Here is a 25232-nt window from a genome sequence, read left to right as displayed (position 1 = left end):
GATGTCTATCGACCCGTCCTCGATCCCCAACTTCGGGGGCCAGCCCGAACCGCAGGCGACAGGACCCGAGGGCCCCGTTGTCCCCGACCAGGACCTCGTCAAGCAGCTTCTCGAGCAGATGGAGCTGAAGTTCGTCGTCGACGACGAGGGCGACCTCGCCGCGCCGTGGGAAGACTTCCGGACGTACTTCATGTTCCGCGGCGAGGAGGAGCAGCAGGTCTTCTCGGTCCGGACCTTCTACGACCGCCCCCACGCCCTGGACCAGCGCGCCGTTCTGCTCGACGCGATCGACGACTGGAACCGCCGCACCCTGTGGCCCAAGGTCTACACGCACGCCCACGAGGGCGAGGAGGGCACCTCGGCCTCCGTACGGCTGGTCGGTGAGGCGCAGATGCTCATCGGCACCGGCGTCAGCCTGGAGCACTTCGTCTCCTCGACGGTCAGCTGGGTGCGGGCCTCCATCGAGTTCGACAAGTGGCTCGTCGACCGCCTGGGTCTGGAGCCCGCCGAGAAGAAGGACGAGGGCGGCGAGCCCACGGACGCCTGATCCGCGGGACGTACGACAGGGGCCCGCTTCGGGCGCGGCCGGTCAGGCCGGCGTCCCGAAGCGGGCCCCTGTCGTGCCCGTCAGGCCGCCCGCAGGCTCTTCAGCCGGGTGACCGCCTCGGTGAGCACCTCCGTGCGCTTGCAGAACGCGAAGCGCACGAAGGGCGCGCCCTGCTCGTGGTGGTCGTAGAAGACCGCGTTCGGGACGGCGACGACCCCGCAGCGTTCGGGGAGCGCCCGGCAGAACGCGAGACCGTCCTTCTCGTCGCCGAGCGGGCGGATGTCGGTGGTGACGAAGTACGTCCCCGCGGGCTCGTAGACCTCGAAACCGGCCTCGGCGAGGCCCGCGCCGAGCAGGTCGCGCTTCGCGCGCAGGTCGGTGCGGAGCGCGTCGAAGAAGCTGTCGGGCAGCCGTAGGGCCTCGGCGACGGCGTACTGCAAGGGGCCGCCCGAGACGTACGTGAGGAACTGCTTCGCGGAGCGGACGGCGGTGACCAGTTCCGGGCTCGCGGTGATCCAGCCGACCTTCCATCCCGTGAACGAGAAGGTCTTGCCCGCACTGCTGATGGTGACCGTGCGCTCCCGCATCCCGGGGAACGACGCCAGGGGGATGTGCTCGCCCTCGAAGACGAGGTGCTCGTAGACCTCGTCGGTGACGACCAGGAGGTCCCGCTCGCACGCGAGCGCGGCCACGGCCGCCAGCTCGTCGCGGGTCAGGACGGTACCGGTCGGGTTGTGCGGGGTGTTGAGCAGGATCAGCCGGGTGCGGGGCGTGACGGCGGCGCGCAGCTCGTCGAGGTCGAGCCGGTAGGCACCCTCGTGCGGCCGGAGCGTGACGGGGACGCGGGTACCGCCCGCCATGGCGATGCAGGCGGCGTACGAGTCGTAGTACGGCTCCAGGGCGACCACCTCGTCGCCGGGCTCCAGGAGGGCCAGCAGGGAGGCGGCGATCGCCTCGGTGGCGCCCGTGGTCACCAGGACCTCGGCGTCGGGATCGTACTCCAGTCCGTAGCGGCGCCGCTGGTGCTCCGCGACCGCGGAGCGCAGCTCGGGGACGCCGGGGCCGGGTGGGTACTGGTTGCCGTGGCCGGCGCGCAGCGCGCGGACCGCGGCCTCGCGGATCTCCTCGGGGCCGTCGGTGTCGGGGAATCCCTGACCGAGGTTGATCGATCCGGTCCGTACGGCCAGCGCGGACATCTCCGCGAAGATCGTCGTGCCGAACTCGGTGAGGCGGCGGTTGAGCAGCGGTCGTCCCTGTGTCATGGGCGCCATCCTGTGCCCAAGCTCTGGAGTTGCTCAAGTCTGCTTTCGCCCGGGCGGGGCGCGGGAATCCAACGGTCAGTCGAGAAGCGGGGACCTCGCTTCGGGGGACAGAGGGATGTGAGGTCGATGGAGTTGTTCGTCTACATCGTTTTCATGGTGCTCGTGGTGGTGGGGATCGCCGCCCTCCGCTCGGGATCGGGCGGTCGCAAGAAGCCGGTCGCGGGGCGCCGCGCGCGTCGCGGTTCAGGCAGCGACGGGGGAGGCGGTGGCGGCAGTTGGTGGGCCGGCGACTCCGGCGGTGGCGCCTCCGGCGGACACTCCTGCGGGGGCGGCGGGAACTCCTGCGGAAGCAGCGGTCACTCCTGCGGGGGTGGCGGCGGCTGCGGGGGTGGCGGTGGCGGTAGCTGACACGGGTCGGCCCGTCCGCAGCGGGTGCGCCTGTGGTGTCCGGTGGGGATCAACTCCCACCGGACACCTTTTTGTTGGGTGCGCCGGGAACAGGTGAACCGTCCTGCCCCCTGAGGGATGGAAACCACGGCAAGTTGGGTAAAAACGCTGTGAGCGCGACGTGGTTCGTGCTTGCATCCGTTGTAGAGAACATTCAGCCCCCGGGCACCAGTTGGGCCGGATCGGGCTCCCTCCCCCCACGTGCGTCGCACGGGGGTACCCCCTGTCCCGGTGTCCCTGTGCGTTTAGCGGAGCCGATCCATGCTCACGACCCTCCAGACCGCCTATTCCGACACACGAGCCGCCGACCTGGCCTGGACGCTGGGCCGGGAGCCGCTGCCCGCCCTCGCCGTACTCGACCTCGAACTAGCAGGCGCGAAGGTGCAGCTGCGGCTGCTAGGCGCCTCCCATCAGGTCCTGCTGGAGGAGGAGCGCCGTGCGTGCTCCGAGACCGTCGCCTGCCTGCCGGGCAGCAGCACGCCGCTGCCGCTCGGTGTCGCCGAGAGCATCGGCGACTGGGACTACGAATTCGCGGCGCGCGTCGAGACGCTCTCCGAGGGCTCCTTCGCGGGGCGCGCGCAGGAGTTGCTCGCTCTGGTGTCCGACCATCCGCACGGGCTGGCGGGAACGTTCCCCGGCAGTCCCTACGCCTTCACCGCGATGCTCGCGCACCGGACGGAGGGCCAGGTGGGCTGGCGCACCTGGCACGCCTACCCCCAGGAGGGGCAGCTGGTGGTGACCCGGACGCGGGTGGGGGTGCGAGTCCCGGCCGCGGTGTCGTGAGGATGCGGAGCGGGCGCGTCCGGGGTGGTGCGCGGCCGGCCGGGCGCGCGTCGGGCGCGTCACTTGCACCCGTGTGGGTGACAAGTGGCGACCTTCCCGTCACGTAGCGTTCGTTTCATGATCGACCAGCAGATGCCGCTGCGAGGGGGCGCGACGAGTCTCTCCGTACGGCCGAGGACCGGCCGGTTCCTCGTGCTCACCGTGGTCTTCATCTGCGCCGCGTGCGGTCTGGTGTACGAGCTGGAGCTGGTGGCGCTGGCCTCGTACCTGATCGGGGACTCGGTCACACAGGCCTCGGTCGTGCTCTCCGTGATGGTGTTCGCGATGGGCATCGGGTCGCTGCTCGCCAAACGTCTACGCGGACGCGCCGCCGTGGGATTCGGGCTCATCGAGGCCGCACTCGCCCTTGTCGGCGGCACATCGGCACTCATCCTGTACGCGTCCTTCGCCTGGCTCGGGGAGTCACGCCACGCGCTGGTCGGCTTCTCGCTCGCCATCGGCATCCTGATCGGCGCGGAGATCCCCCTGCTGATGACGCTGATCCAGCGGGTCGACCGGCAGGACGCGGGCGGCGCGGTCGCGGACCTGTTCGCCGCCGATTACGTGGGGGCGCTGGTCGGCGGACTCGCTTTCCCGTTCCTTCTGCTGCCGATGATGGGCCAGCTGACGGGGGCGCTGTTCACCGGCGCGGTCAACGCGGCAGCGGGCGGGGCACTGGTGCTGTGGGTGTTCCGCCGCGATCTCTGCCGGCGGTCGCGCTGGCTGCTGATCGGCGTCAACGCCCTGGTGATCGCCCTGCTGGCCACGGCCTCCGTCCTGGTCGACGACTTCGAGCGGGCGGCGCGGCGTGCGGTGTACGGGGACGAGGTGCGGGTCGCCGTGCAGACGGACGTGCAGGAGGTCGTCCTCACGGGTGCGGGGCGTCGCTCGCTCGACCTCTACCTGGACGGCCGGCTCCGGGTCAGCTCCCGGGACGAGTACCGCTACCACGAGGCGCTCGTGCACCCGGCGATGAAGGGCGCCCACCGGCGGGTGCTGATCCTGGGCGGGGGCGACGGACTGGCGGCCCGTGAGGTGCTGCGTTACCCGGACGTCACGTCCGTCGTGGTGGTCGAGCTCGATCCGGCCGTCACCCGGCTGGCCCGCACGGACCCGGCGCTCTCCGGGCTGAACGGCCAGGCCTACGAGGACCCCCGCCTGACGGCGGTCGCCGAGGACGCCTTCACCTGGCTGCGGGCCACGCGCGACCACTACGACGTGGTGATCTCGGACCTCCCCGACCCGGGGATCACAGCGAGCACGAAGCTCTACGCGGCCGAGTTCTACGGGCTGATCGCCGGGGCGCTGGAGCCGGGCGGCCGGCTGGTGGTGCACGCGGGGTCGCCGGGCAGCAGACCGACGACGTTCTGGACGGTGGAGGCATCGGTGCGGGCGGGCGGACTGGTGACCCGGCCCTACCGCGTCGACGGACGTCTCACCGGATTCGAGACGGGGCCGGACCGGGCCACGGGACGGGCGGACTCACCTCGGGACTGGGGATTCGTGCTGGCCGCCGGGCAGGCGGTGGGCCGGCTCGGCATGGACCCGGGGGCGCCCGCCCTGCGGACGCTGGGTGAGGGCGACCTCCTCGCGGTCCGGCGTTCGGCGGAGCGGGTCCGGCAGCACGGGGTGCCGCCGTCGACGCTGATCCACCCGAGGTACTGGGAGGAGTGAACCGCGAGCGCGGCGGGGTGGGTGCGGTCCGCACGGTGTGCGGGGTGTGGAAGCGCTGACGGGACGGCCGGGGCTGAGTAGGCTCGGTCGGTATGGAGCATGAGGTGTTCGTTCCGGTTCCGGTCCCGTCCCTGCGGCGGACGCTGGCCGATCCCGCTCGCGTCGCGCGCTGCGTGCCGGGACTGCAGCAGGACGCCGACGTGTCGGCGGGCCCGCTGGCGGGCCGGCTGAAGTTCCGCGCCGACGGCCACACGATCACCTACCGCGGGGCGCTGACGCTGCGTCCCACCGACGGCGGTGACTCCTTCTCCGTGACCGGGGAGGGGGTGGAGGCGCGGGGCGCGGGCTCGGCGAAGCTGGCGCTGACCATCGGCCTCACCGAGACGGACGGTGGAACGACGATCGGATTCGCGGGCACGGCGAGTGGTGACGGCCGCTTCGTGGACATGGACGCGTCGGCGGCGCTCGCCGCGGCGCAGCGGTTGCTGGACCGCTTCACGCAGCAACTGGTGACGGAGTCCCTGACGGCGCGGGACGACGCGGCACCAGGGTCCGAGGGGCAGGGGCCGCCGCTCGCCGATGAGCCCGCGGAGGAGCCGTCTCCCGATGCGGAGTCCGCCGGTTCGCCGTCTCCCGACGCGGAGTCCGCCGATGGGCAGTCCACGCAGGGCAAGGAGTCCGTGTTCGACGCTCCCGTGCCGCCGCCGTCGCTCGATCCGTCCGCCGAGCTGGAGTTCACCGTGCCGGACGAGCCTCCCGCCGAGGCCGCACACGCCCGCCGCACCATGATCGGCCGCAGCACGGAGGAGGTCGACCACGCACCGCCGCGCGGCCGGTACGCCCCCGTGCCGTCGCCCGAGGCGGGTGCCGTGGGCATCACACTGCGCTGGGCAGCGCCGGCGGCCGCCCTGGCGATCGCGTCGGCCGTGGTGGTGGGCAGGGCTCTGCGGCGCAGGAGGCCGTAGGGAGCCGCCTCGCGCCAGTAGTGTCGGGGGGTGAGCAGAGTTGTGAAGAACGCCCGGCTGACCGCCGGCGACGTCGAATTGACCGTTGACCCCGTCCACGGCTGCCGGATCAGCAGCATGCGGATCGCGGGCACCGAACTGCTGCGCCAGGGTGAGCGGTACGGCTGCTTCCCGATGGTGCCGTGGTGCGGCCGTACCGAGAACGGCGTGTTCCGTAACGGCGGCGAGCCGCATCAGATGCCGCTGAACGCCCCGCCGCACGCCATCCACGGCACCGGACGGGACACCTCCTGGCAGTCGGCCCGGCAGGGCGAGTCGGAAGCGGCCTTCTTCTACGACCTGACCGACCCCTGGCCGTACGAGGGCCGGGTCACGCAGTCCTTCGAGCTGACGGAGGAATCGCTGACGCTGAGCCTCGGCATCGAGACGTACGGCGACTCCTTCCCGGCGCAGGCCGGTTGGCACCCCTGGTTCCTCCGGAACCTCGGTGGCCAGGACGTGCGGCTGGCCTTCGACGCGGAGTGGCAGGAGGAGCGGGGCGACAACCACCTGCCCACCGGCCGCCGGATCGACCCCCTGCCCGGCCCGTGGGACGACTGCTTCGGGATGCCCGCGGGCGTCGACGTGAAGCTCACCTGGCCCGAACAGCTGGAGCTGACCGTCAGGAGCCGGGACGAGTGGGTGGTGATCTACGACGAGCAGGCGGAGGCGGTCTGCGTCGAGCCGCAGTCCGGACCGCCGAACGGGCTGAACACGGCCCCCCGGCTCGTCACCCCGATCGAGCCCCTGGAGATCACGACGACCTGGAGCTGGGCACGGCTCTGACCCTCCACGGCAGCCCTTACCCTCGTTGACATGACTGACGTACGCGCTGAGCTGCTCCAGCAGATCAAGGACAAGGCCGTGGTGCACGGCAAGGTGACCCTCTCCTCGGGTCTGGAAGCCGACTGGTACATCGACCTGCGCCGGATCACGCTGGACGGCAAGGCCGCGCCGCTGGTCGGCCAGGCGATGCTCGACGCCACCGCCGAGCTGGACTACGACTGCGTCGGCGGCCTGACGCTGGGCGCCGACCCGGTGGCCACCTCGATGCTGCACGCCTCGGCGGCGCGCGGGAAGAGCCTGGACGCGTTCGTCGTCCGCAAGGCGCAGAAGGCCCACGGGATGCAGCGTCGTATCGAGGGCACGGACGTCAAGGGCCGTCGCTGCCTCGTCGTCGAGGACACCTCGACGACCGGTGGCTCCCCGCTGACCGCGGTGGAAGCGGTGCGCGAGGCCGGCGGCGAGGTCGTGGCCGTCGCCGTGATCGTGGAGCGCGGTGCCGCTCCGGCGATCGCCGAAGCTGGTCTGCCGTACGTCCAGGTCTACTCCGCGGCCGACCTCGACCTGGCCTGACCTGCGGCTTCCTTGGAGTGCCTCCCGTTTCACGTGAAACGGGAGGCACTACGCGACGGTCAGCGTGGAGCCGAAGCGAGAGTCTGGGAAGATGAGGGCGACGATGACGTCGCCCCCAGGTCAGGGACCAAGCCTGAACACCCGCACATCCCAAGGAGCGGACAGATGCCCATCGCAACCCCCGAGGTCTACGCCGAGATGCTCGACCGGGCGAAGGCAGGCAAGTTCGCCTACCCGGCCATCAATGTGACGTCGACCCAGACCCTGCACGCTGCACTGCGCGGCTTCGCGGAGGCGGAGAGCGACGGCATCGTCCAGATCTCCACCGGTGGTGCCGAATTCCTGGGCGGCCAGTACAACAAGGACATGGTGACGGGCGCCGTAGCCCTCGCCGAGTTCGCGCACATCGTCGCCGCCAAGTACGACATCACGGTCGCGCTGCACACCGACCACTGCCCCAAGGACAAGCTGGACGGTTACGTACGTCCGCTGCTCGACGTCTCCGCGGAGCGCGTCGCCAAGGGCCTGAACCCGCTGTTCCAGTCGCACATGTGGGACGGTTCCGCGGAGACCCTCGCCGACAACCTGGCCATCGGCCAGGAGCTGCTGGCCAAGGCCGCCGCCGCCAAGATCATCCTTGAGGTCGAGATCACTCCGACCGGTGGCGAGGAGGACGGCGTCACGCACGAGATCAACGACGAGCTGTACACCACCGTCGACGACGCGCTGCGTACGGCCGAGGCGCTCGGCCTGGGCGAGAAGGGCCGCTACCTGCTGGCAGCGTCCTTCGGCAACGTCCACGGGGTCTACAAGCCGGGCAACGTCGTCCTGCGCCCGGAGCTCCTCAAGGACCTGCAGGAGGGTGTCTCCTCCAAGTACGGCAAGCCGGCCGGCAGCCAGCCGTTCGACTTCGTCTTCCACGGAGGGTCGGGCTCCACGGCCGAGGAGATCGCCACCGCGCTGGAGAACGGCGTCGTGAAGATGAACCTCGACACCGACACCCAGTACGCCTTCACCCGCCCGATCGTGGACCACGTGTTCCGCAACTACGACGGCGTGCTGAAGGTCGACGGCGAGGTCGGCAACAAGAAGGTCTACGACCCCCGCAGCTGGGGCAAGTCCGCCGAGGGCGGCATGGCCGTGCGCGTCACGGAGGCCTGTGCCAACCTGCGCTCCGCGGGCACCAGGCTGAAGTAGGCACGTACGCCACACTGATGTACGAGCGGGCCCGGTCTCCCTTCTGGGGGCCGGGCCCGTTCCATGTCCGAGAGAGTGGGGATCCGCGTGAGTGAGCCCGCGCAGTACGACTTCGACACCGTCATCGACCGCAGGGGCACCTGGTGCGTCCAGTGGGACGACGTCGCCGAGCGGTTCGGGGTGGACGGGCTGCTGCCCTTCACCATCTCCGACATGGACTTCGCGACCGCACCCGAGGTGCTGGCCGCGCTGCGGACCCGCATCGACCACGGGGTCCTCGGCTACACCACCTGGCAGCAGGACGACTTCCTGTCGGCCGTCGGGCACTGGTACGAGACCCGGTACGGCACCACGATCGACACCGCCGCCCTGGTCTACGGCCCGTCCGTGCTCAGCCAGCTGTCGCAGTTGTTGCAGATGTGGACGGCCGAGGGCGAGGGTGTGGTCGTCCACACCCCGACGTACGACGGCTTCCGCAAGGCGATCCTCGGGCTCGGACGGGAGCTGCGGGGTGTGCCGGTGGGCGACACGGCCGCCCTGGAACGGGAGCTGGCGCGGACCGACGCGAAGGTCCTGGTGCTGTGCTCGCCGCACAACCCGACGGGGCGGGTGTGGACGGAGGCCGAGCTCCGGGAGACGGCCGCGCTGGCGCGGCGGTACGGGGTGGCCGTGATCAGCGACGAGATCCACGCGGACTTCGTCCATGACGGGTACACACACATTCCGTACGCACGGGTCGCGGGGGAGGGGGGCTCTTCCGCCGGGGGGCGCTGGGCGGTCATCACGTCCGCGTCGAAGTCCTTCAACTTTCCGGCGCTGACCGGTTCGTACGGGCTCGTCGGAAACCCGGAGGACCGGACGGAGTACCTGCGCAGGATGGAGACGGCCGAGGGGCTCGCCTCGCCCGCGGTGCTGTCGCTGACCGCGCACATCACGGCGTACCGGGAGGGCGCGGCATGGCTGGACGCCGTTCGCGCCTACACCGCCGGAAACCTGGCGATGGTCGGGGAGCGGCTGGACGCGGAGTTCCCCGAGCTGGCGTGGAAGCCGCCGATGGCCGGCTATCTGGCCTGGATCGACCTGCGTCCACTGGGTGTGGACGAGGAGGCTCTGCAGCGGGTGCTGATCGAGCGGGAGAGGGTCGCGATCATGCCGGGCTCGGTGTACGGCGCGCCGGGCTTCCTGAGGCTGAACGTGGGATGTGCGCGGAGCAAGGTGGAGGCGGGGGTCTCGGCGCTGGTGCGGGGGCTGAGAGCGGTGGTGTAGGCGGGTCCTACGGGGCGTGGGAGGGCTGTGGCGGGGGTTCGGCGGCGGTGGGCCACTGCCCCGGGCCCGGCAGCTGTCTCCTGCCTCGCCCGGTGAGGCGGGCCTCGCTTCGTCCCGGCAGGGGCAGGAAGATGCGCACGACCGGCCGGCGTGCGTGAATGGCCGGCCGGTCCGGCAGCGGTGATGCTGCCTGTATGACTGACGCGGACGGTGCGGACGGTGCGGACGGTGCGGACGGTGCGGACGGTGCGGACGGGGCTGGGATCCGGGTTGCCTCGCCCGTGGGGCGATGGGTCGTCCTGACGACTGTGCTCGGGTCGGGCATGGCCCTGCTCGACTCCACGGTGATCAACGTGGCCCTCCCCCGCATCGGCCAGGACCTCGGCACCGATCTGGCCGCCCTGCAGTGGACCGTCAATGCCTACATGCTCACCCTGGCGGGGCTGATCCTGCTCGGGGGTGCGCTCGGGGACCGGTTCGGGCGACGGAGGGTCTTCCTCGTCGGGGTGGTCTGGTTCGCCGTGGCCTCGCTGCTGTGCGGGATCGCGCCGAGCGCCGAGGTGCTGGTCGCCGCACGGGCGTTGCAGGGGATCGGTGGCGCGCTGCTCACCCCCGGTTCGCTGGCGATCATCCAGGCCAGCTTCCACCCCGACGACCGGGCCCGTGCCGTGGGGCTCTGGTCAGGGTTCGGCGGGGTCGGGGCGGCCGTCGGGCCGTTCCTGGGCGGGTGGCTGGTGGACGGGCCGGGGTGGCGGTGGGTGTTCCTGCTCAACCTGCCGCTCGCCGCGGTCTGCGTGCCCGTGGCCCTGCGCCATGTGCCGGAGTCCCGCGATCCCGACGCCCACGGCCGGTTCGACGTGCTCGGCGCGGCCCTCGCGGCGCTCGCACTCGCCCTGGTCACCTACGCGCTGATCGAGGTCCCGGAACAGGGCGCGTCCGCAATGGTGATCGGTGCGGCATTCGGCGGTGTGGCTCTCGGAGCGGCCTTCGTGCGGGTGGAGCGGCACCGGGCCGATCCCATGGTCCCGCCGTCGATCTTCTCCTCGCGGCAGTTCACGGCCGTCAACCTCGTCACGTTCTGCGTGTACGCGGCGCTCGGCGGGTTCTTCTTCCTGTCCGCGATCCAGCTCCAGGTGGTCGCCGGCTACTCGGCGCTCGGCGCGGGCACCGCGCTTCTGCCCACGACGGTCCTCATGCTGCTGTTCTCCGCGTCGGCCGGCGACCTCGGGCGGCGTATCGGCCCGCGCATCCCGCTCACCGTGGGCCCGCTGCTGGCGGCGGCCGGGATGCTCCTGATGCTGCGGGTCGGCCCCGGCGCCTCCTACCCGCTGGACGTCCTGCCCGCCGTGCTGGTACTGGGACTCGGCATGGTCACTCTCGTGGCCCCCCTCACCGCGACCGTCCTGGCCGCTGTGGAAACCGGCCGGGCGGGCCTCGCCAGTGGCATCAACAACGCGGCGGCGCGGGCCGCCGGGCTGCTCGCGGTCGCCGCGCTCCCGCTGCTGGCCGGGATGGGACCCGAGGCGTACCGGGACGCGGGGGAGTTCGCCTCGACGTTCCGGCGGGCCATGCCGATGTGCGCCGGTCTGCTGGTGGCGGGTTCGGTGATCGCCTGGTGGGCCGTTCGGGCGACTCCGGCAGCCCGGCCCGAGCCCCGGCCGGCGTGCTCGACGCACTGCGGTGTCACCGCCCCGCCCTTGGAGCCGGAACCCGGGTCCGGGCACACTTGAGCCATGTCCATCCACGAGAACCTGCTCGGCGGCCCTGCCCCGACCCACCTGCCCGACGACCCGGAGCCGCGCGAGCTGCTCGCAGCCGGCACGGCTCCCGCCGATGTCGCGGCGAAGTACCCCATGTCCTCGCTGGCCTGGGCGCAGCTCGCCGACGAGGCGTACGAGGGCGGCCGGGTCGTCGAGTCGTACGCGTACGCGCGCACCGGCTACCACCGCGGCCTCGACGCCCTGCGCCGCGCGGGCTGGAAGGGCCACGGCCCCGTCCCGTTCGAGCACGAGCCGAACCGCGGCTTCCTGCGGGCCCTGCACGCCCTCGCGCGCGCCGCGCAGGCGATCGGTGAGCAGGCGGAGTACGAGCGCTGCTCGACGTTCCTGCGCGACTCCTCGCAGACCGCCGCCGACATCCTGGGCTGAGGCAGGCCCCGCTTTCCGGGCCCCGCGGGCAGCAGCCCGCGGGGCCCGACGCGTTCCGCGGAAGGCCGTTAGGATGCCGAGCAGGGGACCGGAGCTCCACCACCTCAGAGGAAGGGGCGGACCGCTACCCGGAAGCTCGTGTCGAGGAGACAGAAATGTCGACCATCAACCCCGACCCCGAAGCCACCGGTGCGGACACCCCGCACCTGGACTTCGCGGGAACGACCCCGTACGAGGACTACGTCCAGGCGGACGTCCTGACCCACCTCCAGCACCTTCGCTCGGACGATCCCGGCGAGATGGTCTTCCTGGTCACCACCCAGGTCATGGAGCTGTGGTTCACGGTCATCGTCCATGAGTGGGAGACGGCGGCGCACGCCCTGCGCGAGGACCGCATACCGGTCGCCCGCGACGCCCTGAAGCGTTCCCTGCGGGAGCTGGAGGCTCTGAACGCCTCCTGGAAGCCGCTGGCCGGCCTCACCCCCGCCCAGTTCAACTCCTACCGGGGCTCCCTCGGCGAAGGATCCGGTTTCCAGTCGGCGATGTACCGCCGGATGGAGTTCCTGCTGGGCGACAAGTCCGCCTCCATGCTCGTGCCGCACCGCGGTGCTCCCCGGGTCCACGCCGAGCTCGAGAAGGCGCTCCACGAGCCCGGGCTGTACGACGAGACGCTCGCCCTGCTGGCCCGCCGTGGATACGCGGTGCCCCGGTCGGTGCTCGAGAGGGACCTGTCGCAGAAGTACGAGCCGTCCCCCGCGGTCGAGGCCGTCTGGGCGGAGATCTACGCCGACACGGACCAGAACGCCGAGCTCGTACGGCTCGGCGAGGTGCTGACCGATGTCGGCGAGCTGGTGTGGCGCTGGCGCAACGACCACCTGACGGCCACCCGGCGGGCGATGGGTTCGAAGACCGGCACCGGCGGATCGGCCGGTGTCGCCTGGCTGGAGAAGCGGGCCACCAAGAGCGTGTTCCCCGAGCTGTGGACGGCCCGCAGCCATGTCTGACCTCCAGGAGCGCGCCGAGGCGCTCGACGCGGCCGACACACTGGCCGGGCTGCGCGAGCTGTTCACCCTCGACGACACCGTCTACCTCGACGGCAACTCGCTGGGCGCTCTGCCCCGCCACGTCCCCGCGCGGATGCAGGACGTCATCACCCGGGAGTGGGGCGCGCTGCGCATCCGCTCCTGGGACGAGAGCGGCTGGTGGACCGCGCCCGAGCGGATCGGTGACCGGATCGGCCCGCTGGTCGGGGCGGGCGCCGGACAGATCGTCGTGGGTGACTCCACCAGCGTGAACGTCTTCAAGGCGGTCGTCGCGGCGGCCCGCCTCGCGGGCGAGGGGCGCGACGAGATCCTCGTCGACGCGACGACGTTCCCCACCGACGGGTACATCGCCGGTTCGGCGGCCCGGATGACGGGCCACCGTGTCCTCCCGGTCGCCCCGGCCGACGTGCCGGCCGCGCTCGGGCCCCGCACGGCGGCCGTCCTGCTGAATCACGTCGACTACCGCACGGGCAGGCTCCACGACCTGCCCGGTCTCACCGCGGCCGTCCATGATGCGGGCGCGCTCTCCGTCTGGGACCTGTGCCACAGCGCCGGCGCCCTGCCGGTGGGCCTCGACGCGCACGGCGTCGACCTGGCCGTCGGCTGCACGTACAAGTACCTGAACGGCGGGCCGGGTTCGCCGGCCTACCTGTACGTCGCCGAACGCCATCAGGCCGCCTTCGACTCCCCGCTGCCCGGATGGACGTCGCACGCCGATCCGTTCGGGATGACCTCCGGATACGTGCCCGCGGACGGTTCCGTACGGGGCCGGGTCGGCACCCCGGACATCCTGTCCATGCTGGCGCTGGAAGCGTCGCTGGACGTGTGGGAGGGCGTGGCGGTGGAGGCCGTGCGCGCCAAGTCCCTGGCGCTGACGGACTTCTTCCTGGAGTGCGTCGCCGCGTACGTCCCCGGCGGCCGGGTCACCCCGGTCACCCCGGCCGCCCACGCGGAGCGCGGCAGCCAGGTCTCGCTGCGGTGCGAGAACGCGGACGAGACGGAAGCGGTGATGAACGCGCTCGTCGAGCGCGGTGTGGTCGGCGATCTGCGCCGCCCGGACGTCCTGCGCTTCGGTTTCACCCCGCTGTACGTCGGCTTCGCCGACGCCGAGCGGGCGGCGCGGATCCTCGCCGAGGTGCTGGCCGTCTGAGCGTCCGCCGCCGTACCGGCCCATGATCCGGGCCGGTACGGCGGCGGTGTCCCGTACTGGTACCGTCCCCGCAGGTCAGTCCAGTTGGGCACATTCCCAGGACGGTTGGAGCAGCATGTCGGATTCTGCCGGGCGTGACCGCGACGCCGCCGAGACCGAGTCGGCGTTCGCGCATCCGGTGGTCGCCCCCGACGGGTCCGCGGCCTACGGGAGCCACCCCGACCAGGTGATCGACTTCTTCGCCCCGCGGGACGGCCGGACCGGGACTCCGCTCGTCGTGCTCCTGCACGGCGGGGCCTGGCGGGCGCCGTACGACCGGAAGCACGTCTCTCCCTTCGCGGACTTCCTCGCTCGGCGCGGGTTCGCCGTGGCCAGCGTCGAGTACCGGCGCGGTGGTGAGATCCCGCAGCAGGGCCCGGCGGGCCCGCTCGCGGGGCGCTGGCCCGAGACCTTCGACGACGTGGCGGCGGCGATGGACGCCCTGCCGACGCTCGCGGCAAGGGAGCTCCCGGGGGCGGATACGCGCAAGACCGTGGTCACCGGCCACTCGGCGGGCGGACAGCTCGCCCTGTGGGCGGCAGCCCGGCACGTGCTGCCGGAGGGTTCGCCGTGGCGGCTGCCCGCCGCGCCGCCTCTGCGCGGGGTGGTCGCCCTGGCGCCGATCGGGGACTTCGCGAGCGCGGTGGAGCTGGACGTCTGCTCGGGCGCGCTGCACCAGCTCCTGGGCGCGGACGATTTCGAGGCCCGGAGCGCGCACGTCGATCCGGCTCTGCTGTTGCCGACCGGGATCGCGACGGCCGTCGTCCAGGGCGTGGAGGACACCACGGTCCCGCAGGCGGTCACGGAGGCGTTCGTGGACGCCGCGGCGAAGGCCGGCGAGATGGTGGGGCTGACGCTGCTGGACGGGGTCGGCCATTTCCCGCTGATCGATCCGGCGGCGGACGCCTGCGCGGTGGTGGCCGAGGAGATCGCCCAGCTGGCCTGGTAGTACTTGCGACGGACGCCGAAGGATCCGCTTCACTGCTGACGACCGGGGCGGACGGGGCCCCTACCGTGGAAGCGTGACCGAGACCAAGACCCAGAGCCCGGAGCGCCGGGCAGCCGCGGCGGCGATAGACAGCCTTCGGCAGGACCTGTTCCACAACGTCTTCGACTACCGCCCGCTGGACCCGCTGGGCACGGGCGGGCCGGTCGTCCGACGCCTCCCGAAGCCCCTCCGCAAGGGTGTCGTCTGGTTTCCGCACGTGGTGGTGGGCCTGGTCGCGCTGGTCTCGCTGCTGGAGGGCATCTTCGCGGCGAACACCTACTCCCCGTTCGGCATCGCGACCCTCATCACCGCGTTCCTCCCGGCCTGCACGCTGCTGATGACGCTGGTCCGTCCCGTCCTCGCGTTCTGGGTGTCGATCGTGTCGACGCCGGTGGTGGCGATCGTGGGCAGCGGCGACTGGCCCTGGCAGCCGAGCGCGTTCGCCTGCCACCTGGGCGTGCTGATCGTCGTGGCGGCGAGGACACGGCCGCGTACCGCCGCCTGGATGTGGCTGATCACCCTGCTCGTCGGGAGCTTCCTGGGGAACATGGGCCCCGGATTCTCCAACACCGCCCCGATGGCGGTCACTTCCGCCTTCGGGCTGCTCCTCGTCGCCATGGTGCAGGTCCGTCGTGAGGCGCAGCACGAGGTCACCGTGCAGCGCACCGTCACCGCCGTGGAGCGCGACCGGCGGACGCTGCTGGAGGAGCGCACCACCATCGCGCGTGAGCTGCACGACGTCGTCGCGCACCACATGTCGGTCGTCGCGATCCAGGCGGAGGCGGCCCCGTACCGGGTGGAGAACCCGCCGCCCGAGCTGGAACAGGCCTTCGTCACCATCCGGGAGAACGCCGTGGCCGCTCTCACCGAGCTGCGCCGGGTCCTCGGCGTCGTACGGGCGGAGGACTACGAGGCACCGGACGCCCCGCAGCCCACCCTCGCCGAGATCGACCGGCTGCTGGACAACGTCCGGGAGACCGGACTGGAGACGGAGAAGACCGTCACCGGTGCGGTGCGGGTGCTGCCGCAGGGAGTCGAGCTGTCGGCGTACCGGATCGTCCAGGAGGCGCTGAGCAACACGCTCCGGCACGCACCGGGCGCCACTGCCAAGGTGGAGATCGGCTATGTGCTGGGCGGGCTCGGAGTGCGGGTCGTCAACGGCCCCGCGCGGGGGCTGGTCAAGCCGTCGCCGGGCGCCGGACACGGAATCACGGGGATGCGGGAGCGGGTCGCGATGCTGAACGGCGAGATGACGGCCGGAGCCACCGGGGACGGCGGCTACGAGGTCGCCGTGTTCCTCCCGGTGCCCGCGGAGCAGGAGCGGGCCGAGGCCGGTGAGGGAGCGTGAGCGAAGCGTCCATCCGGGTCCTGATCGTCGACGACCAGGCGATGGTCCGTGAGGGTTTCTCGGTGCTGCTCAACGCGATGCCGGGCATCGAGGTCGTCGGTGAGGCCGTCGACGGCCGGCAGGCCGTCTCCCAGGTCGCGGCCCTGCGGCCCGACGTGGTGCTGATGGACATCCGCATGCCGGAGCTCAACGGCATCGAGGCGACCCGTGAGATCGTCGCCGCCGACGCGGACGCCAAGGTGCTCGTCCTGACCACGTTCGATCTCGACGAGTACGTGTACCAGGCGCTGCGGGCCGGGGCTTCGGGCTTCCTGCTGAAGGACGCCTCGGCCCGTCAGCTCGCCGACGGTGTCCGCGTGGTGGCGTCGGGCGAGGCGCTGCTCGCCCCGACGGTGACCCGGCGGCTGATCACCGAGTTCTCGAAGATCGCCGAGGCTCCGAGGCCGCCCGCCATGGCCAGGATCGGCGATCTCACCGAGCGGGAGACGGAGGTGCTCGTACTGATCGCCCAGGGGCTGTCGAACCTGGAGATCGCCTCGCACCTGGTGGTCGCCGAGTCGACGATCAAGACGCACGTCAGCCGCATCCTGGTGAAGCTGGGACTGCGGGACCGCACCCAGGCGGCCGTGTTCGCCTACGAGGCGCGGCTGGTCACGCCCGGGTAGCGTCTGCCCATGCACGTGTCCTTCGACCCCTGGTCCCCGGCGTTCGTCGCCGATCCGTACCCCGCCTACGCCGCGCTCCGCGCCACCGGCAGGGCGCACTACTTCGAGCCGACCCGGCAGTGGCTGATCCCGCACTACTCCGACGTGTCCGGGCTGCTGCGCGACCGGCGGCTGGGGCGGACCTACCTGCACCGCTTCAGCCACGACGAGTTCGGCGTCACCGCCCCGCCCGCCGCCCACGAGCCGTTCCACACGCTCAACGGGCACGGGATCCTGGATCTGGAGGCCCCCGACCACACACGGATCCGGCGGCTGGTCGCGAAGGCGTTCACACCCCGCAGGGTCGAGGCGCTCGCCCCGACCGTGGAGCGGCTGGCCGCCGGCCTCGTCGACGACTTCGTCGAGGCCGGCGGCGGTGATCTGCTGAGCGCGGTCGCCGAGCCCCTGCCGGTGGCCGTCATCGCGGAGATGCTCGGTGTCCCGGAGGCCGACCGGGCGCTCCTGCGGCCGTGGTCGGCCGCGATCTGCGGGATGTTCGAGCTGAACCCGCCCGAGGAGACCGCCCGGGCCGCCGTGCAGGCGTCGGTCGAGTTCTCCGGCTACCTGCGCGAACTGATCGAAGCGCGGCGCGCCGACCCGGGGGCGGATCTGATCTCGGGGCTCATCGCCGCCCATGACGACGAGGACCGGCTGACCGAGCAGGAGATCATCTCCACCTGCGTACTCCTGCTCAACGCCGGTCACGAGGCCACCGTCAACGCCACGGTCAACAGTTGGTGGATGCTGTTCCGGCACCCTGAGCAGCTGGCCTCCCTGCGTGGTGACCACGGTCTGCTCCTGACCGCGGTGGAGGAACTGCTGCGCTACGACACCCCGGTACCCATGTTCGCGCGCTGGGTCCTGGACGACATCGAGATCGACGGCACCGTCATTCCGCGCGGCTCGCAGGTCGCGCTGCTCTTCGCCTCGGCCAACCGCGATCCGGAGCGCTTCGCCGACGCGGAGACGCTGGACCTGTCCCGGCAGGACAACCCGCACATCTCCTTCGGGGCGGGCATCCACTACTGCCTGGGAGCGCCCCTGGCCCGCATCGAACTCGCCGCCTCGTTCGGTGAGTTGTTGCGCAAGGCGCCGGGGATGCGGCTGACGGCGGAGCCGCAGTGGAACCCGGGGTACGTGATCCGCGGACTCCGGGAGCTGCGGGTCGAGATCTGAGGCAAGGCGCCCGAGGGTCCCTGCCGTGCCCATCGAAGCGTCCCGGCGCCGTCGGGACCGAGGAAACCGTGGACCTCGCCCTCCTCGACGGCGAGGTCGAGGCCGTCCGGCGCGCGCGTCCGCCCGGACGACTTGTGCAGTCCGGCCACGGTGATTTCCTGCGTCGTGTTTCCCGGAAGTACGCGAGTCTCACAAAGTTATGAAATTAAGGAAGCCTGTAAAGTCGGCTCGTGATCGGAGCGGAGGAGGCGGCGGAAGACATGACCGGCTTGACCGATGGACCCGGGGCGACGGGGGAGGGCGGGCGCGACGAGGACGCGGTATCCCGCTTCGTCGAGCGCTTCGCGGCCGAGATGACGGAGGCCGGGATGCAGCGGATGGCCGCGAGAGTCTTCGCGTCGCTCCTCGCCGCCGACGACGGCTCCATGACCTCGGCGGACCTCGGCAGGCAACTCCGGATCAGCCCGGCCGCCGTGTCAGGGGCGATCAACCACCTCAGCCAGGTCAGCATGGTCGGCCGTGAACGGGACCCCGGTTCACGCCGTGACCGCTACCGCCTGCACGACGAGATCTGGTACGCCGCCTTCGCCAACCGCGACCAGGTGCTGACCCGCTGGGAGCGCACGCTGCGGGACGGCGCACGCTCCCTCGGTGAGGACACCCCGGCGGGTGCGCGGCTCGTGGAGACGGCGGAGTTCTTCGAGTTCATGCAGGCCGAAATGGTCGGCGTCCTGGGCCGGTGGCGGGAGAGCCGCAGGACGTCGGGGTGAGGGCGTGAGGTCCGGGATCAGACGTGCGCCGCAGGAAGCACCAGCCCCCACGCACCCGCCCGTACGGTCCACGTGCGGGTCCTGACGGGACCCGCGACCTGTATGTCGGCGCGGTAGCGGAAGTCCGGGCCGGAGATCGTGACCGCCTTGGCCTCCGCCGTGTGCGTCTCGCCCGCCGCCGTGTGGATCACCACGTCGGCCAGGCCGCCGTCGCCCTGGGCCGTCACCGCGACGCCCTCGACCGGCCGGTCCAGGTCGTTCAGCAGGACGCCGTCCGCCTCGACCCGCAGCCGGTGGGGCCGGGAGGGGCCCGCGGGCGATGGCGGCGCGGGGCGGACCAGCGAGGCCACCAGGGTGCGGCAGGTGTCCCAGACCGTGTGCGGCGGTCCGGGGGACGGCCTGGCCGCCGGGATGCGCAGCTCGCCGAGGACCACCCCGTCGCTGTCGTCGACCAGCAGATCCATCCGGCGGACGGTCCCGTCCAGCACCGTGCGAGCCGCGGCGACCGCTCCCCGGGGCACGCCGAGCGCGTAGCTGAGTTCCAGTGAGTGGTCCGCGCCGACCGGGATCAGGGACAGCGCGCTGTCGGAGAGCTCGCGTTCCCGGTGCAGCTGGGACACCGCGCGCAGCAGCGCGTGGTCGTCGCCGACGACGACCGGACGTCTGGAGCCGCGCCGGGACAGGGCCCTGGCGAACTCGTCGGGGCCGTCCGCGAAGCAGATCTTGGCGTGCGCGCCGGCGCTCAGGACGTCCTTCGCGATGCGCACGGACTCGCCGTCGTAGCGGCGGGCAAGGGGGTCGATGAGCACGAGTAGCTGGTGGTCGCCGTCGCCGGGGGGCTCTGCAGCCGACACCTCGGTCCTTCCTCGGGTAGCATCTTGGTGCAAGAGCCCCTTGCGCTATTGCGCCAGGGGCTTCGTCTATTCCGGGGCACCCGGTTCGACGGCTCAGGCTTTGCCGTACATCGTCGTACGGCAGGTACGACCTTTACGTACGCCCCCTGACCTTGGACATGCCCCGCCCGGAAGGGGTGTACGCCTGTGCCCGCACTTGTGCTGCTCGGTGCTCAGTGGGGTGACGAGGGCAAGGGGAAGGCCACCGACCTCCTCGGTGGATCCGTTGACTATGTGGTGCGTTACCAGGGCGGCAACAATGCCGGCCACACGGTCGTCGTAGGCGACCAGAAGTACGCACTGCATCTCCTCCCCTCCGGAATCCTGTCGCCGGGGTGTACCCCGGTCATCGGTAACGGTGTCGTCGTCGACCCGGCGGTCCTGCTCTCCGAGCTGAGCGGTCTGAACGAGCGGGGCGTCGATACGTCCAAGCTCCTGATCAGCGGCAACGCTCATTTGATCACTCCGTACAACGTCACCGTCGACAAGGTGACGGAACGCTTCCTCGGTAAGCGGAAGATCGGTACGACCGGCCGGGGCATCGGCCCGACCTACGCCGACAAGATCAACCGGGTGGGCATCCGCGTCCAGGACCTCTACGACGAGTCGATCCTGGAGCAGAAGGTCGAGGCGGCGCTGGAGCAGAAGAACCAGCTCCTCGCCAAGGTCTTCAACCGGCGCGCGATCGAGGCCGGCAAGATCGTGGAGGAGATGCTCCAGTACGCGGAGCAGATCAAGCCGTACGTCGCCGACACGACGCTGATCCTGAACGACGCCATCGACGAGGGCAAGGTCGTCCTCTTCGAGGGTGGCCAGGGCACTCTGCTGGACGTCGACCACGGCACCTACCCCTTCGTCACCTCGTCGAACCCGACCGCGGGCGGCGCCTGCACCGGATCCGGCGTGGGCCCGACGAAGATCAGCCGGGTCATCGGCATCCTCAAGGCCTACACCACGCGCGTCGGTGCCGGACCCTTCCCGACGGAACTTCTCGACGAGGACGGCGAGGCGCTGCGCCGGATCGGCGGCGAGCGCGGTGTCACCACCGGCCGTGACCGCCGCTGCGGCTGGTTCGACGCCCCGATCGCGCGGTACGCGACCCGGGTCAACGGCCTCACCGACTTCTTCCTCACCAAGCTGGACGTGCTGACCGGCTGGGAGCGGATCCCGGTGTGCGTGGCGTACGAGATCGACGGCAAGCGCGTCGAGGAGCTGCCCTACAGCCAGACCGACTTCCACCACGCGAAGCCGGTCTACGAGATGCTGCCGGGCTGGTCCGAGGACATCACGAAGGCCAAGACCTTCGGTGACCTGCCGAAGAACGCGCAGGCGTACGTGAAGGCGCTGGAGGAGATGTCCGGCGCCCCGATCTCCGCGATCGGTGTCGGCCCCGGCCGCACCGAGACGATCGAGATCAACTCCTTCCTGTAGGAGTCACCGCGGCGGCGGCCGGCCTGCCCGAGGCAGTGCCGGCCGCCGCCGCGCCCACGCGCGGGTGCGTCCCGGGTCAGCCGGCCCGCCGGTAGGTGGCCGGCGCGTCCTCCTCGTCGGAGTCCGTCCAGGCGAGCGACAGACCGTCGGCGCCCTTCATCTGCACCGTGCTGGTCCCGTCGCCCTCGCACTCGTCCTCGGGCTCGGCCGCCGTCACGGCCTGCGGGCCCAGGCGCAGCTCCTTGCTGTTCGCGTAGACGAGGACGCTCTCCTTCTCGCAGTGGTACGAGGGCCCGTCGCTGGTGTACTTGGCGACGACCTCTCCGTACGCGCCCTGACTCAGCTCCAGTGTCGAGCTGTCGGGGGACGGCGAGCCGCCCGTCTCCACGTACTCCCACTTCCCGAGGAACTCGCCGGGGACGGGAGTGGCGTTCTCGACGCTCCTGCTGAGGACCGCGGTCTCACCGTCGTCGTCCGTCCAGATGAGCGTGCCGTCGCCCGCTGCGCGGACCGTCTGCCGGCCGCCGTCGGAGCAGGCTTCCTCGGGGATGCTGCTGAGCGCCCTGGACTCCAGCACCATCAGGTTGTCGAAGGAGACCAGCTTGGCGGCGCCGTTGCACAGCGCGTCGTCGAACGAGTTGAACGTCGTGGCGACATCGGCGCCCACGCCGCCCTGGGTGATGGTGATCCGGCGGAAGGAGTACGGCCGCTGCTCGCTGTCCTTGCCCGCGCCCTCCCAGGTGCCCAGGTACTCCTTGCCGATCACGCCCTCGACGGCGGCGGACGGGTCCGAGGAGGCTCCCGAGGGCGCGGCGTCGTCCGCGGCCGGTTCTGCGGACGACTTTCCGTCCCGCTTCGTCGGGTCCGGTGAGGCCGCGGACTCCTTGCCGTCCGTGTCGTCGGAACTGCCGCTCATGGCCGCGTAGGTGATCCCGCCCGCGATCAGGGCGACGGCGGCGACCGTCGCTGTGACGATCAGCGCGGTACGCCGCGGCCGGCCGGCGGCAGGCCGCGGGCCGTCGGGCCGGGTGCCCGCCTGCGGCCCCGAGCCCGCGGGGGCGGCCAGGGGAGCGCCGAACACGCCCAGCTGCGCGGGTGCGGACGGCGGGGACGGCGTCGGCTCGGGGCCGGGAAGCGGCACGGTGGGCGGGGTGGGAGTCGCAGCCGCGGCCGGCTCCGCCTGCGCCGGAGGGGTCTGCCGAGGCGGTGCGGAGGGCGGCGGGGTCGGCGGACCTGCCGGGAGCGGAGGCGTGATCCCGGTCGGGCGGGGCGCCGTGGCCGGCGGCGGGGGCGTCGCGCCCGGGGGCGGCCCGGTGGGCCGCGCGGGAACGCGCTGTCCGGGGCCCTCCGAGTCCAGCAGTTCGGCGGCCTTACGGCCGAGCTCGGCGATCAGCCCGCCCGGCAGCCACGGCTCCGTGTCCTGGGACACCTCCTCCGTACGTGCCACGACCTCCGCCGGAGTCGGGCGGTCGGCCGGGGCCTTCGCCAGGCAGGCGCCGACCAGTTCGGTCAGGCCGGCCGGGAGGCCGGTCAGGTCGGGCTGCTCCTGGGCGATCCGGTACATCACCGCGTGCATACCGCTCTCGGAGGCCCCGAACGGATGCCGGCGCGTACCGGCGAACGCCAGCACCGATCCCAGGGAGAAGACGTCGCTGACCGGCGTGAGCGCCTCGCCGCGCACCTGCTCCGGGGACATGTAGCCGGGTGACCCGATCACCGCGCCGGTCCGGGTCAGTTTGCCGTCGGCGGTCACCGCGTCCAGGGCCCTGGCGATCCCGAAGTCGATGACGCGCGGCCCGTCGATGGTCACCAGGACGTTGGCGGGTTTGAGGTCGCGGTGGATCAGCCCGGCGGTGTGGACCGCGGTCAGTGCCTGGGCGAGCCGGTGGGCGAGGATGCGCACCGAGCGTTCCGGCAGCGGCTCGGCCCGTCCGGCGAGCACCGCGTGCAGGGACGGTCCGGGGACGTACGCGGTGGCGACCCAGGGCGCCGGGGCGTCGGTGTCCGCGTCCAGCACGGCCGCGGTCCACAGACCGCCGACCCGGCGGGCCGCCGCGATCTCCTGGGCGAAGCGCCGGCGGAACTCGGGTTCCGTGGCGAGTTCGGAGCGTACGAGCTTCACGGCGACGGTCCGCCCGCCTGCCGAACGCGCCAGGTACACCTCACCCATGCCCCCTGCGCCCAGGCGGGCGAGGAGACGGTAGGGACCGATGTGTGACGGGGCGTCATGTGTCAGCTGATCCACCATCGGATCCTCGCACAGAGGACTGTGCCCGGGGCGGGGGCAGCACGCTGTGGTGCAGTTCCGTTACGCGACGGCGGACGTGACCGCGACGGGCGCACGGGCACGGTGTCCCGCCGAGGCTCCGCGCCCTGCCGCGGGTTCAGTCCCCCGGCGAATGGGTCACGGCGATCCCGCGGACCGTCCGCCCCGTGAACTCCGCAGTCAAGCCCTGGAGTTCACCTCGCGCCGTGTAGTCCTCGTCGCCGATCGACTGCGATCCGTCGTTCTCGATGCGCAACAGGACGAGGGTGGCGTCGGCCATGTCCGGGGTCTCGTCGAAGAGTCCGAGCCGCACGTTGGCCCGGCCCTGGCTGACCTCGCTGCCGATGGGGGTGTCCATCTGCACGCGGTAGCCGATGCGCTTGCGACGCGGGACCCGGCGTTCGTACCAGAGCGCGCCTGCCGAGGTGAGGACGCCCAGGCCGGCGGTGAGGACGGCGACGACGTTCTCCGGACTGAACCACTCCATGTTCCTCGCGCTCCCCCGTGGTGAGTGTGCCGGACGGCGTCACCGTACGGCCGGGGGGAGTGAGGTGGGAGAGCGTGCGGATTGCTTCCGGCGAAGTTCGCCCTGCGTTCAACAAGCCTGTGCGGAAGGGGAATTGAAAGGATCCTCGAGGGGTCGAGTTCTGGTCTAGACCTTGACAGGTCCAGACCATCGACGCTTGAGTGGTCGTAACCCCCCATGGCGGCGCACGCTCGGCGCGGGCGTCGCGACGAAGGAGTGATCACGTGGCCAAACGTGTCATGAGCCTGATCGCCGCGCTGGGCGCGGTCATCGCGATGTTCGTCGTCCTTCCCGCCTCCACGGCATCGGCCGCCGCCTGTGCCCCGGCGTGGAACGCCTCCTCCGTCTACGTGGGCGGAGGATCGGCCTCGTACAACGGGCACAACTGGTCCGCGAAGTGGTGGACCCAGAACGAGCGGCCGGGCACGGCCGACGTCTGGGCCGACCGGGGCAGCTGCGGGTCCGGCGGTACGGAGGAGCCGAACCCCACGGGCTTCGTCGTGAGCGAGTCCCAGTTCAACCAGATGTTCCCGAGCCGGAACTCCTTCTACACGTACAGCGGCCTCACCGCGGCGTTGAGCGCCTACCCCGGGTTCGCCAACACCGGCAGTGACACGGTCAAGAAGCAGGAGGCGGCGGCGTTCCTCGCCAACGTCAGCCACGAGACCGGCGGTCTGGTGCACATCGTCGAGCAGAACACGGCGAACTACCCGCACTACTGCGACACCAGCCAGTCGTACGGCTGCCCGGCCGGACAGGCCGCCTACTACGGCCGCGGACCGATCCAGCTCAGCTGGAACTTCAACTACAAGGCGGCCGGTGACGCGCTCGGCATCGACCTGCTCGGCAACCCCTGGCAGGTCGAGCAGAACGCGTCCGTGGCCTGGAAGACCGGCCTCTGGTACTGGAACACCCAGTCCGGTCCCGGCACCATGACGCCCCACAACGCCATCGTGAACGGCGCCGGATTCGGCGAGACCATCCGGTCCATCAACGGCAGCATCGAATGCAACGGCGGCAACCCCGGCCAGGTGCAGAGCCGCATCGCCAAGTACCAGGCGTTCGTCCAGATCCTCGGCACCACACCCGGCTCGAACCTGAGCTGCTGAACCCGGCCCCACCCCGGGGAGAGGGGGCGCCACGGCAAGTGCCGGGGCGCCCCCGATTCGCTTTCCT

22 protein-coding genes and 2 pseudogenes are annotated in these 25232 nt (G+C 71.5%); 19 read left to right on the top strand and 5 right to left on the bottom strand.

The window, feature by feature from the left end:
* The first annotated feature begins 1 nt into the window (after window position 1).
* The gene (locus ABZ441_RS08890) at window positions 2-547 is read left to right on the top strand and encodes a YbjN domain-containing protein (RefSeq protein ID WP_358969891.1); all 546 of its coding nucleotides are present in this window, start codon (window positions 2-4) and stop codon (window positions 545-547) included.
* An 80-nt stretch (window positions 548-627) separates the two neighbouring features.
* Here the strand turns inward: ABZ441_RS08890 and ABZ441_RS08885 are convergent, their stop codons facing one another.
* Window positions 628-1809 carry a pyridoxal phosphate-dependent aminotransferase gene (locus ABZ441_RS08885; RefSeq protein ID WP_358969890.1) on the bottom strand — a complete coding sequence of 394 codons (1182 nt, stop codon included), beginning with the start codon at window positions 1807-1809 and terminating at the stop codon, window positions 628-630.
* A 708-nt stretch (window positions 1810-2517) separates the two neighbouring features.
* On the opposite strand from ABZ441_RS08885, the gene ABZ441_RS08880 reads away from it, so the two are divergent.
* The 15 genes from ABZ441_RS08880 (at window position 2518) to ABZ441_RS08810 (ending at window position 18170) form a co-directional block, all read left to right on the top strand.
* Entirely contained in the window at window positions 2518-3039 is a 522-nt protein-coding gene (locus ABZ441_RS08880; RefSeq protein ID WP_358969889.1) for a DUF2617 family protein, read from the top strand.
* A 117-nt stretch (window positions 3040-3156) separates the two neighbouring features.
* Window positions 3157-4752: a polyamine aminopropyltransferase gene (locus tag ABZ441_RS08875; protein ID WP_358969887.1), complete on the top strand. Its 1596-nt coding sequence runs from the start codon at window positions 3157-3159 to the stop codon at window positions 4750-4752.
* A gap of 92 nt (window positions 4753-4844) precedes the next feature.
* Window positions 4845-5717 (top strand): SRPBCC domain-containing protein, encoded by an 873-nt coding sequence (locus tag ABZ441_RS08870; protein WP_358969885.1) that lies wholly within the window; start codon window positions 4845-4847, stop codon window positions 5715-5717.
* A 30-nt stretch (window positions 5718-5747) separates the two neighbouring features.
* Window positions 5748-6542 carry an aldose 1-epimerase gene (locus tag ABZ441_RS08865; RefSeq protein WP_358969883.1) on the top strand — a complete coding sequence of 265 codons (795 nt, stop codon included), beginning with the start codon at window positions 5748-5750 and terminating at the stop codon, window positions 6540-6542.
* A 30-nt stretch (window positions 6543-6572) separates the two neighbouring features.
* Window positions 6573-7112: an orotate phosphoribosyltransferase gene (gene pyrE / locus ABZ441_RS08860; RefSeq protein WP_358969881.1), complete on the top strand. Its 540-nt coding sequence runs from the start codon at window positions 6573-6575 to the stop codon at window positions 7110-7112.
* Window positions 7113-7277: 165 nt separating this feature from the next.
* On the top strand, window positions 7278-8309 hold the full coding sequence (fbaA, locus tag ABZ441_RS08855; RefSeq protein ID WP_205018960.1) for a class II fructose-bisphosphate aldolase: 1032 nt from the start codon (window positions 7278-7280) through the stop codon (window positions 8307-8309).
* 87 nt (window positions 8310-8396) lie between these two features.
* Complete coding sequence (locus tag ABZ441_RS08850) at window positions 8397-9575, top strand: MalY/PatB family protein (RefSeq protein ID WP_358969880.1); 1179 nt, start codon at window positions 8397-8399, stop codon at window positions 9573-9575.
* Window positions 9576-9769: 194 nt separating this feature from the next.
* The gene (locus ABZ441_RS08845) at window positions 9770-11305 is read left to right on the top strand and encodes a DHA2 family efflux MFS transporter permease subunit (RefSeq protein ID WP_358969878.1); all 1536 of its coding nucleotides are present in this window, start codon (window positions 9770-9772) and stop codon (window positions 11303-11305) included.
* Between the two features lie 3 nt (window positions 11306-11308).
* A complete protein-coding gene (locus tag ABZ441_RS08840; protein WP_358969876.1) occupies window positions 11309-11722 on the top strand; it encodes a DUF3151 domain-containing protein in 414 nt (137 codons plus the stop codon).
* A 155-nt stretch (window positions 11723-11877) separates the two neighbouring features.
* On the top strand, window positions 11878-12726 hold the full coding sequence (locus ABZ441_RS08835; protein ID WP_358969874.1) for a tryptophan 2,3-dioxygenase family protein: 849 nt from the start codon (window positions 11878-11880) through the stop codon (window positions 12724-12726).
* On the top strand, window positions 12719-13915 hold the full coding sequence (kynU, locus tag ABZ441_RS08830) for a kynureninase (RefSeq protein WP_358969872.1): 1197 nt from the start codon (window positions 12719-12721) through the stop codon (window positions 13913-13915). Before ABZ441_RS08835 ends, kynU begins: the two co-directional genes overlap by 8 nt.
* A 115-nt stretch (window positions 13916-14030) precedes the next feature.
* Window positions 14031-14903 carry an alpha/beta hydrolase gene (locus ABZ441_RS08825; RefSeq protein WP_358969870.1) on the top strand — a complete coding sequence of 291 codons (873 nt, stop codon included), beginning with the start codon at window positions 14031-14033 and terminating at the stop codon, window positions 14901-14903.
* A 73-nt stretch (window positions 14904-14976) separates the two neighbouring features.
* On the top strand, window positions 14977-16290 hold the full coding sequence (locus ABZ441_RS08820; RefSeq protein ID WP_358969868.1) for a histidine kinase: 1314 nt from the start codon (window positions 14977-14979) through the stop codon (window positions 16288-16290).
* Window positions 16287-16955, top strand: coding sequence for a response regulator transcription factor (locus ABZ441_RS08815; protein ID WP_358969866.1), 669 nt, complete (start codon window positions 16287-16289; stop codon window positions 16953-16955). Before ABZ441_RS08820 ends, ABZ441_RS08815 begins: the two co-directional genes overlap by 4 nt.
* Window positions 16956-16964: 9 nt before the next feature.
* Complete coding sequence (locus ABZ441_RS08810) at window positions 16965-18170, top strand: cytochrome P450 (RefSeq protein ID WP_358969865.1); 1206 nt, start codon at window positions 16965-16967, stop codon at window positions 18168-18170.
* Between the two features lie 32 nt (window positions 18171-18202).
* Here ABZ441_RS08810 and ABZ441_RS08805 read toward each other — a convergent pair.
* Window positions 18203-18325: pseudogene (locus ABZ441_RS08805) on the bottom strand (ABC transporter ATP-binding protein); the annotation flags it as partial.
* 105 nt (window positions 18326-18430) lie between these two features.
* On the opposite strand from ABZ441_RS08805, the gene ABZ441_RS08800 reads away from it, so the two are divergent.
* The gene (locus tag ABZ441_RS08800) at window positions 18431-18940 is read left to right on the top strand and encodes a MarR family transcriptional regulator (protein ID WP_358969863.1); all 510 of its coding nucleotides are present in this window, start codon (window positions 18431-18433) and stop codon (window positions 18938-18940) included.
* A gap of 17 nt (window positions 18941-18957) precedes the next feature.
* On the opposite strand, the gene ABZ441_RS08795 is transcribed toward ABZ441_RS08800, so the two are convergent.
* Window positions 18958-19794 (bottom strand): diacylglycerol kinase, encoded by an 837-nt coding sequence (locus ABZ441_RS08795; RefSeq protein ID WP_358969861.1) that lies wholly within the window; start codon window positions 19792-19794, stop codon window positions 18958-18960.
* 186 nt (window positions 19795-19980) lie between these two features.
* Here ABZ441_RS08795 and ABZ441_RS08790 point away from each other — a divergent pair, with 186 nt between their 5' ends.
* A complete protein-coding gene (locus ABZ441_RS08790) occupies window positions 19981-21264 on the top strand; it encodes an adenylosuccinate synthase (protein ID WP_205018949.1) in 1284 nt (427 codons plus the stop codon).
* A 76-nt stretch (window positions 21265-21340) separates the two neighbouring features.
* Here ABZ441_RS08790 and ABZ441_RS08785 read toward each other — a convergent pair whose 3' ends face one another.
* Both ABZ441_RS08785 and ABZ441_RS08780 read right to left on the bottom strand, forming a co-directional pair.
* Window positions 21341-23512, bottom strand: coding sequence for a serine/threonine-protein kinase (locus ABZ441_RS08785; RefSeq protein ID WP_358969859.1), 2172 nt, complete (start codon window positions 23510-23512; stop codon window positions 21341-21343).
* 154 nt (window positions 23513-23666) lie between these two features.
* Window positions 23667-24017, bottom strand: a pseudogene (locus ABZ441_RS08780) (phosphate ABC transporter substrate-binding protein); the annotation flags it as partial.
* Window positions 24018-24280: 263 nt separating this feature from the next.
* Here ABZ441_RS08780 and ABZ441_RS08775 point away from each other — a divergent pair.
* The gene (locus ABZ441_RS08775; RefSeq protein ID WP_358969857.1) at window positions 24281-25165 is read left to right on the top strand and encodes a glycoside hydrolase family 19 protein; all 885 of its coding nucleotides are present in this window, start codon (window positions 24281-24283) and stop codon (window positions 25163-25165) included.
* Window positions 25166-25232: the final 67 nt, after the last annotated feature.

The organism is Streptomyces sp. NPDC005752 (assembly GCF_040630715.1).
Taxonomy (GTDB): domain Bacteria; phylum Actinomycetota; class Actinomycetes; order Streptomycetales; family Streptomycetaceae; genus Streptomyces.
The sequence above is the reverse complement of the archived record's forward strand: the minus strand, read 5'-3'. Positions and strand labels throughout refer to the sequence as shown.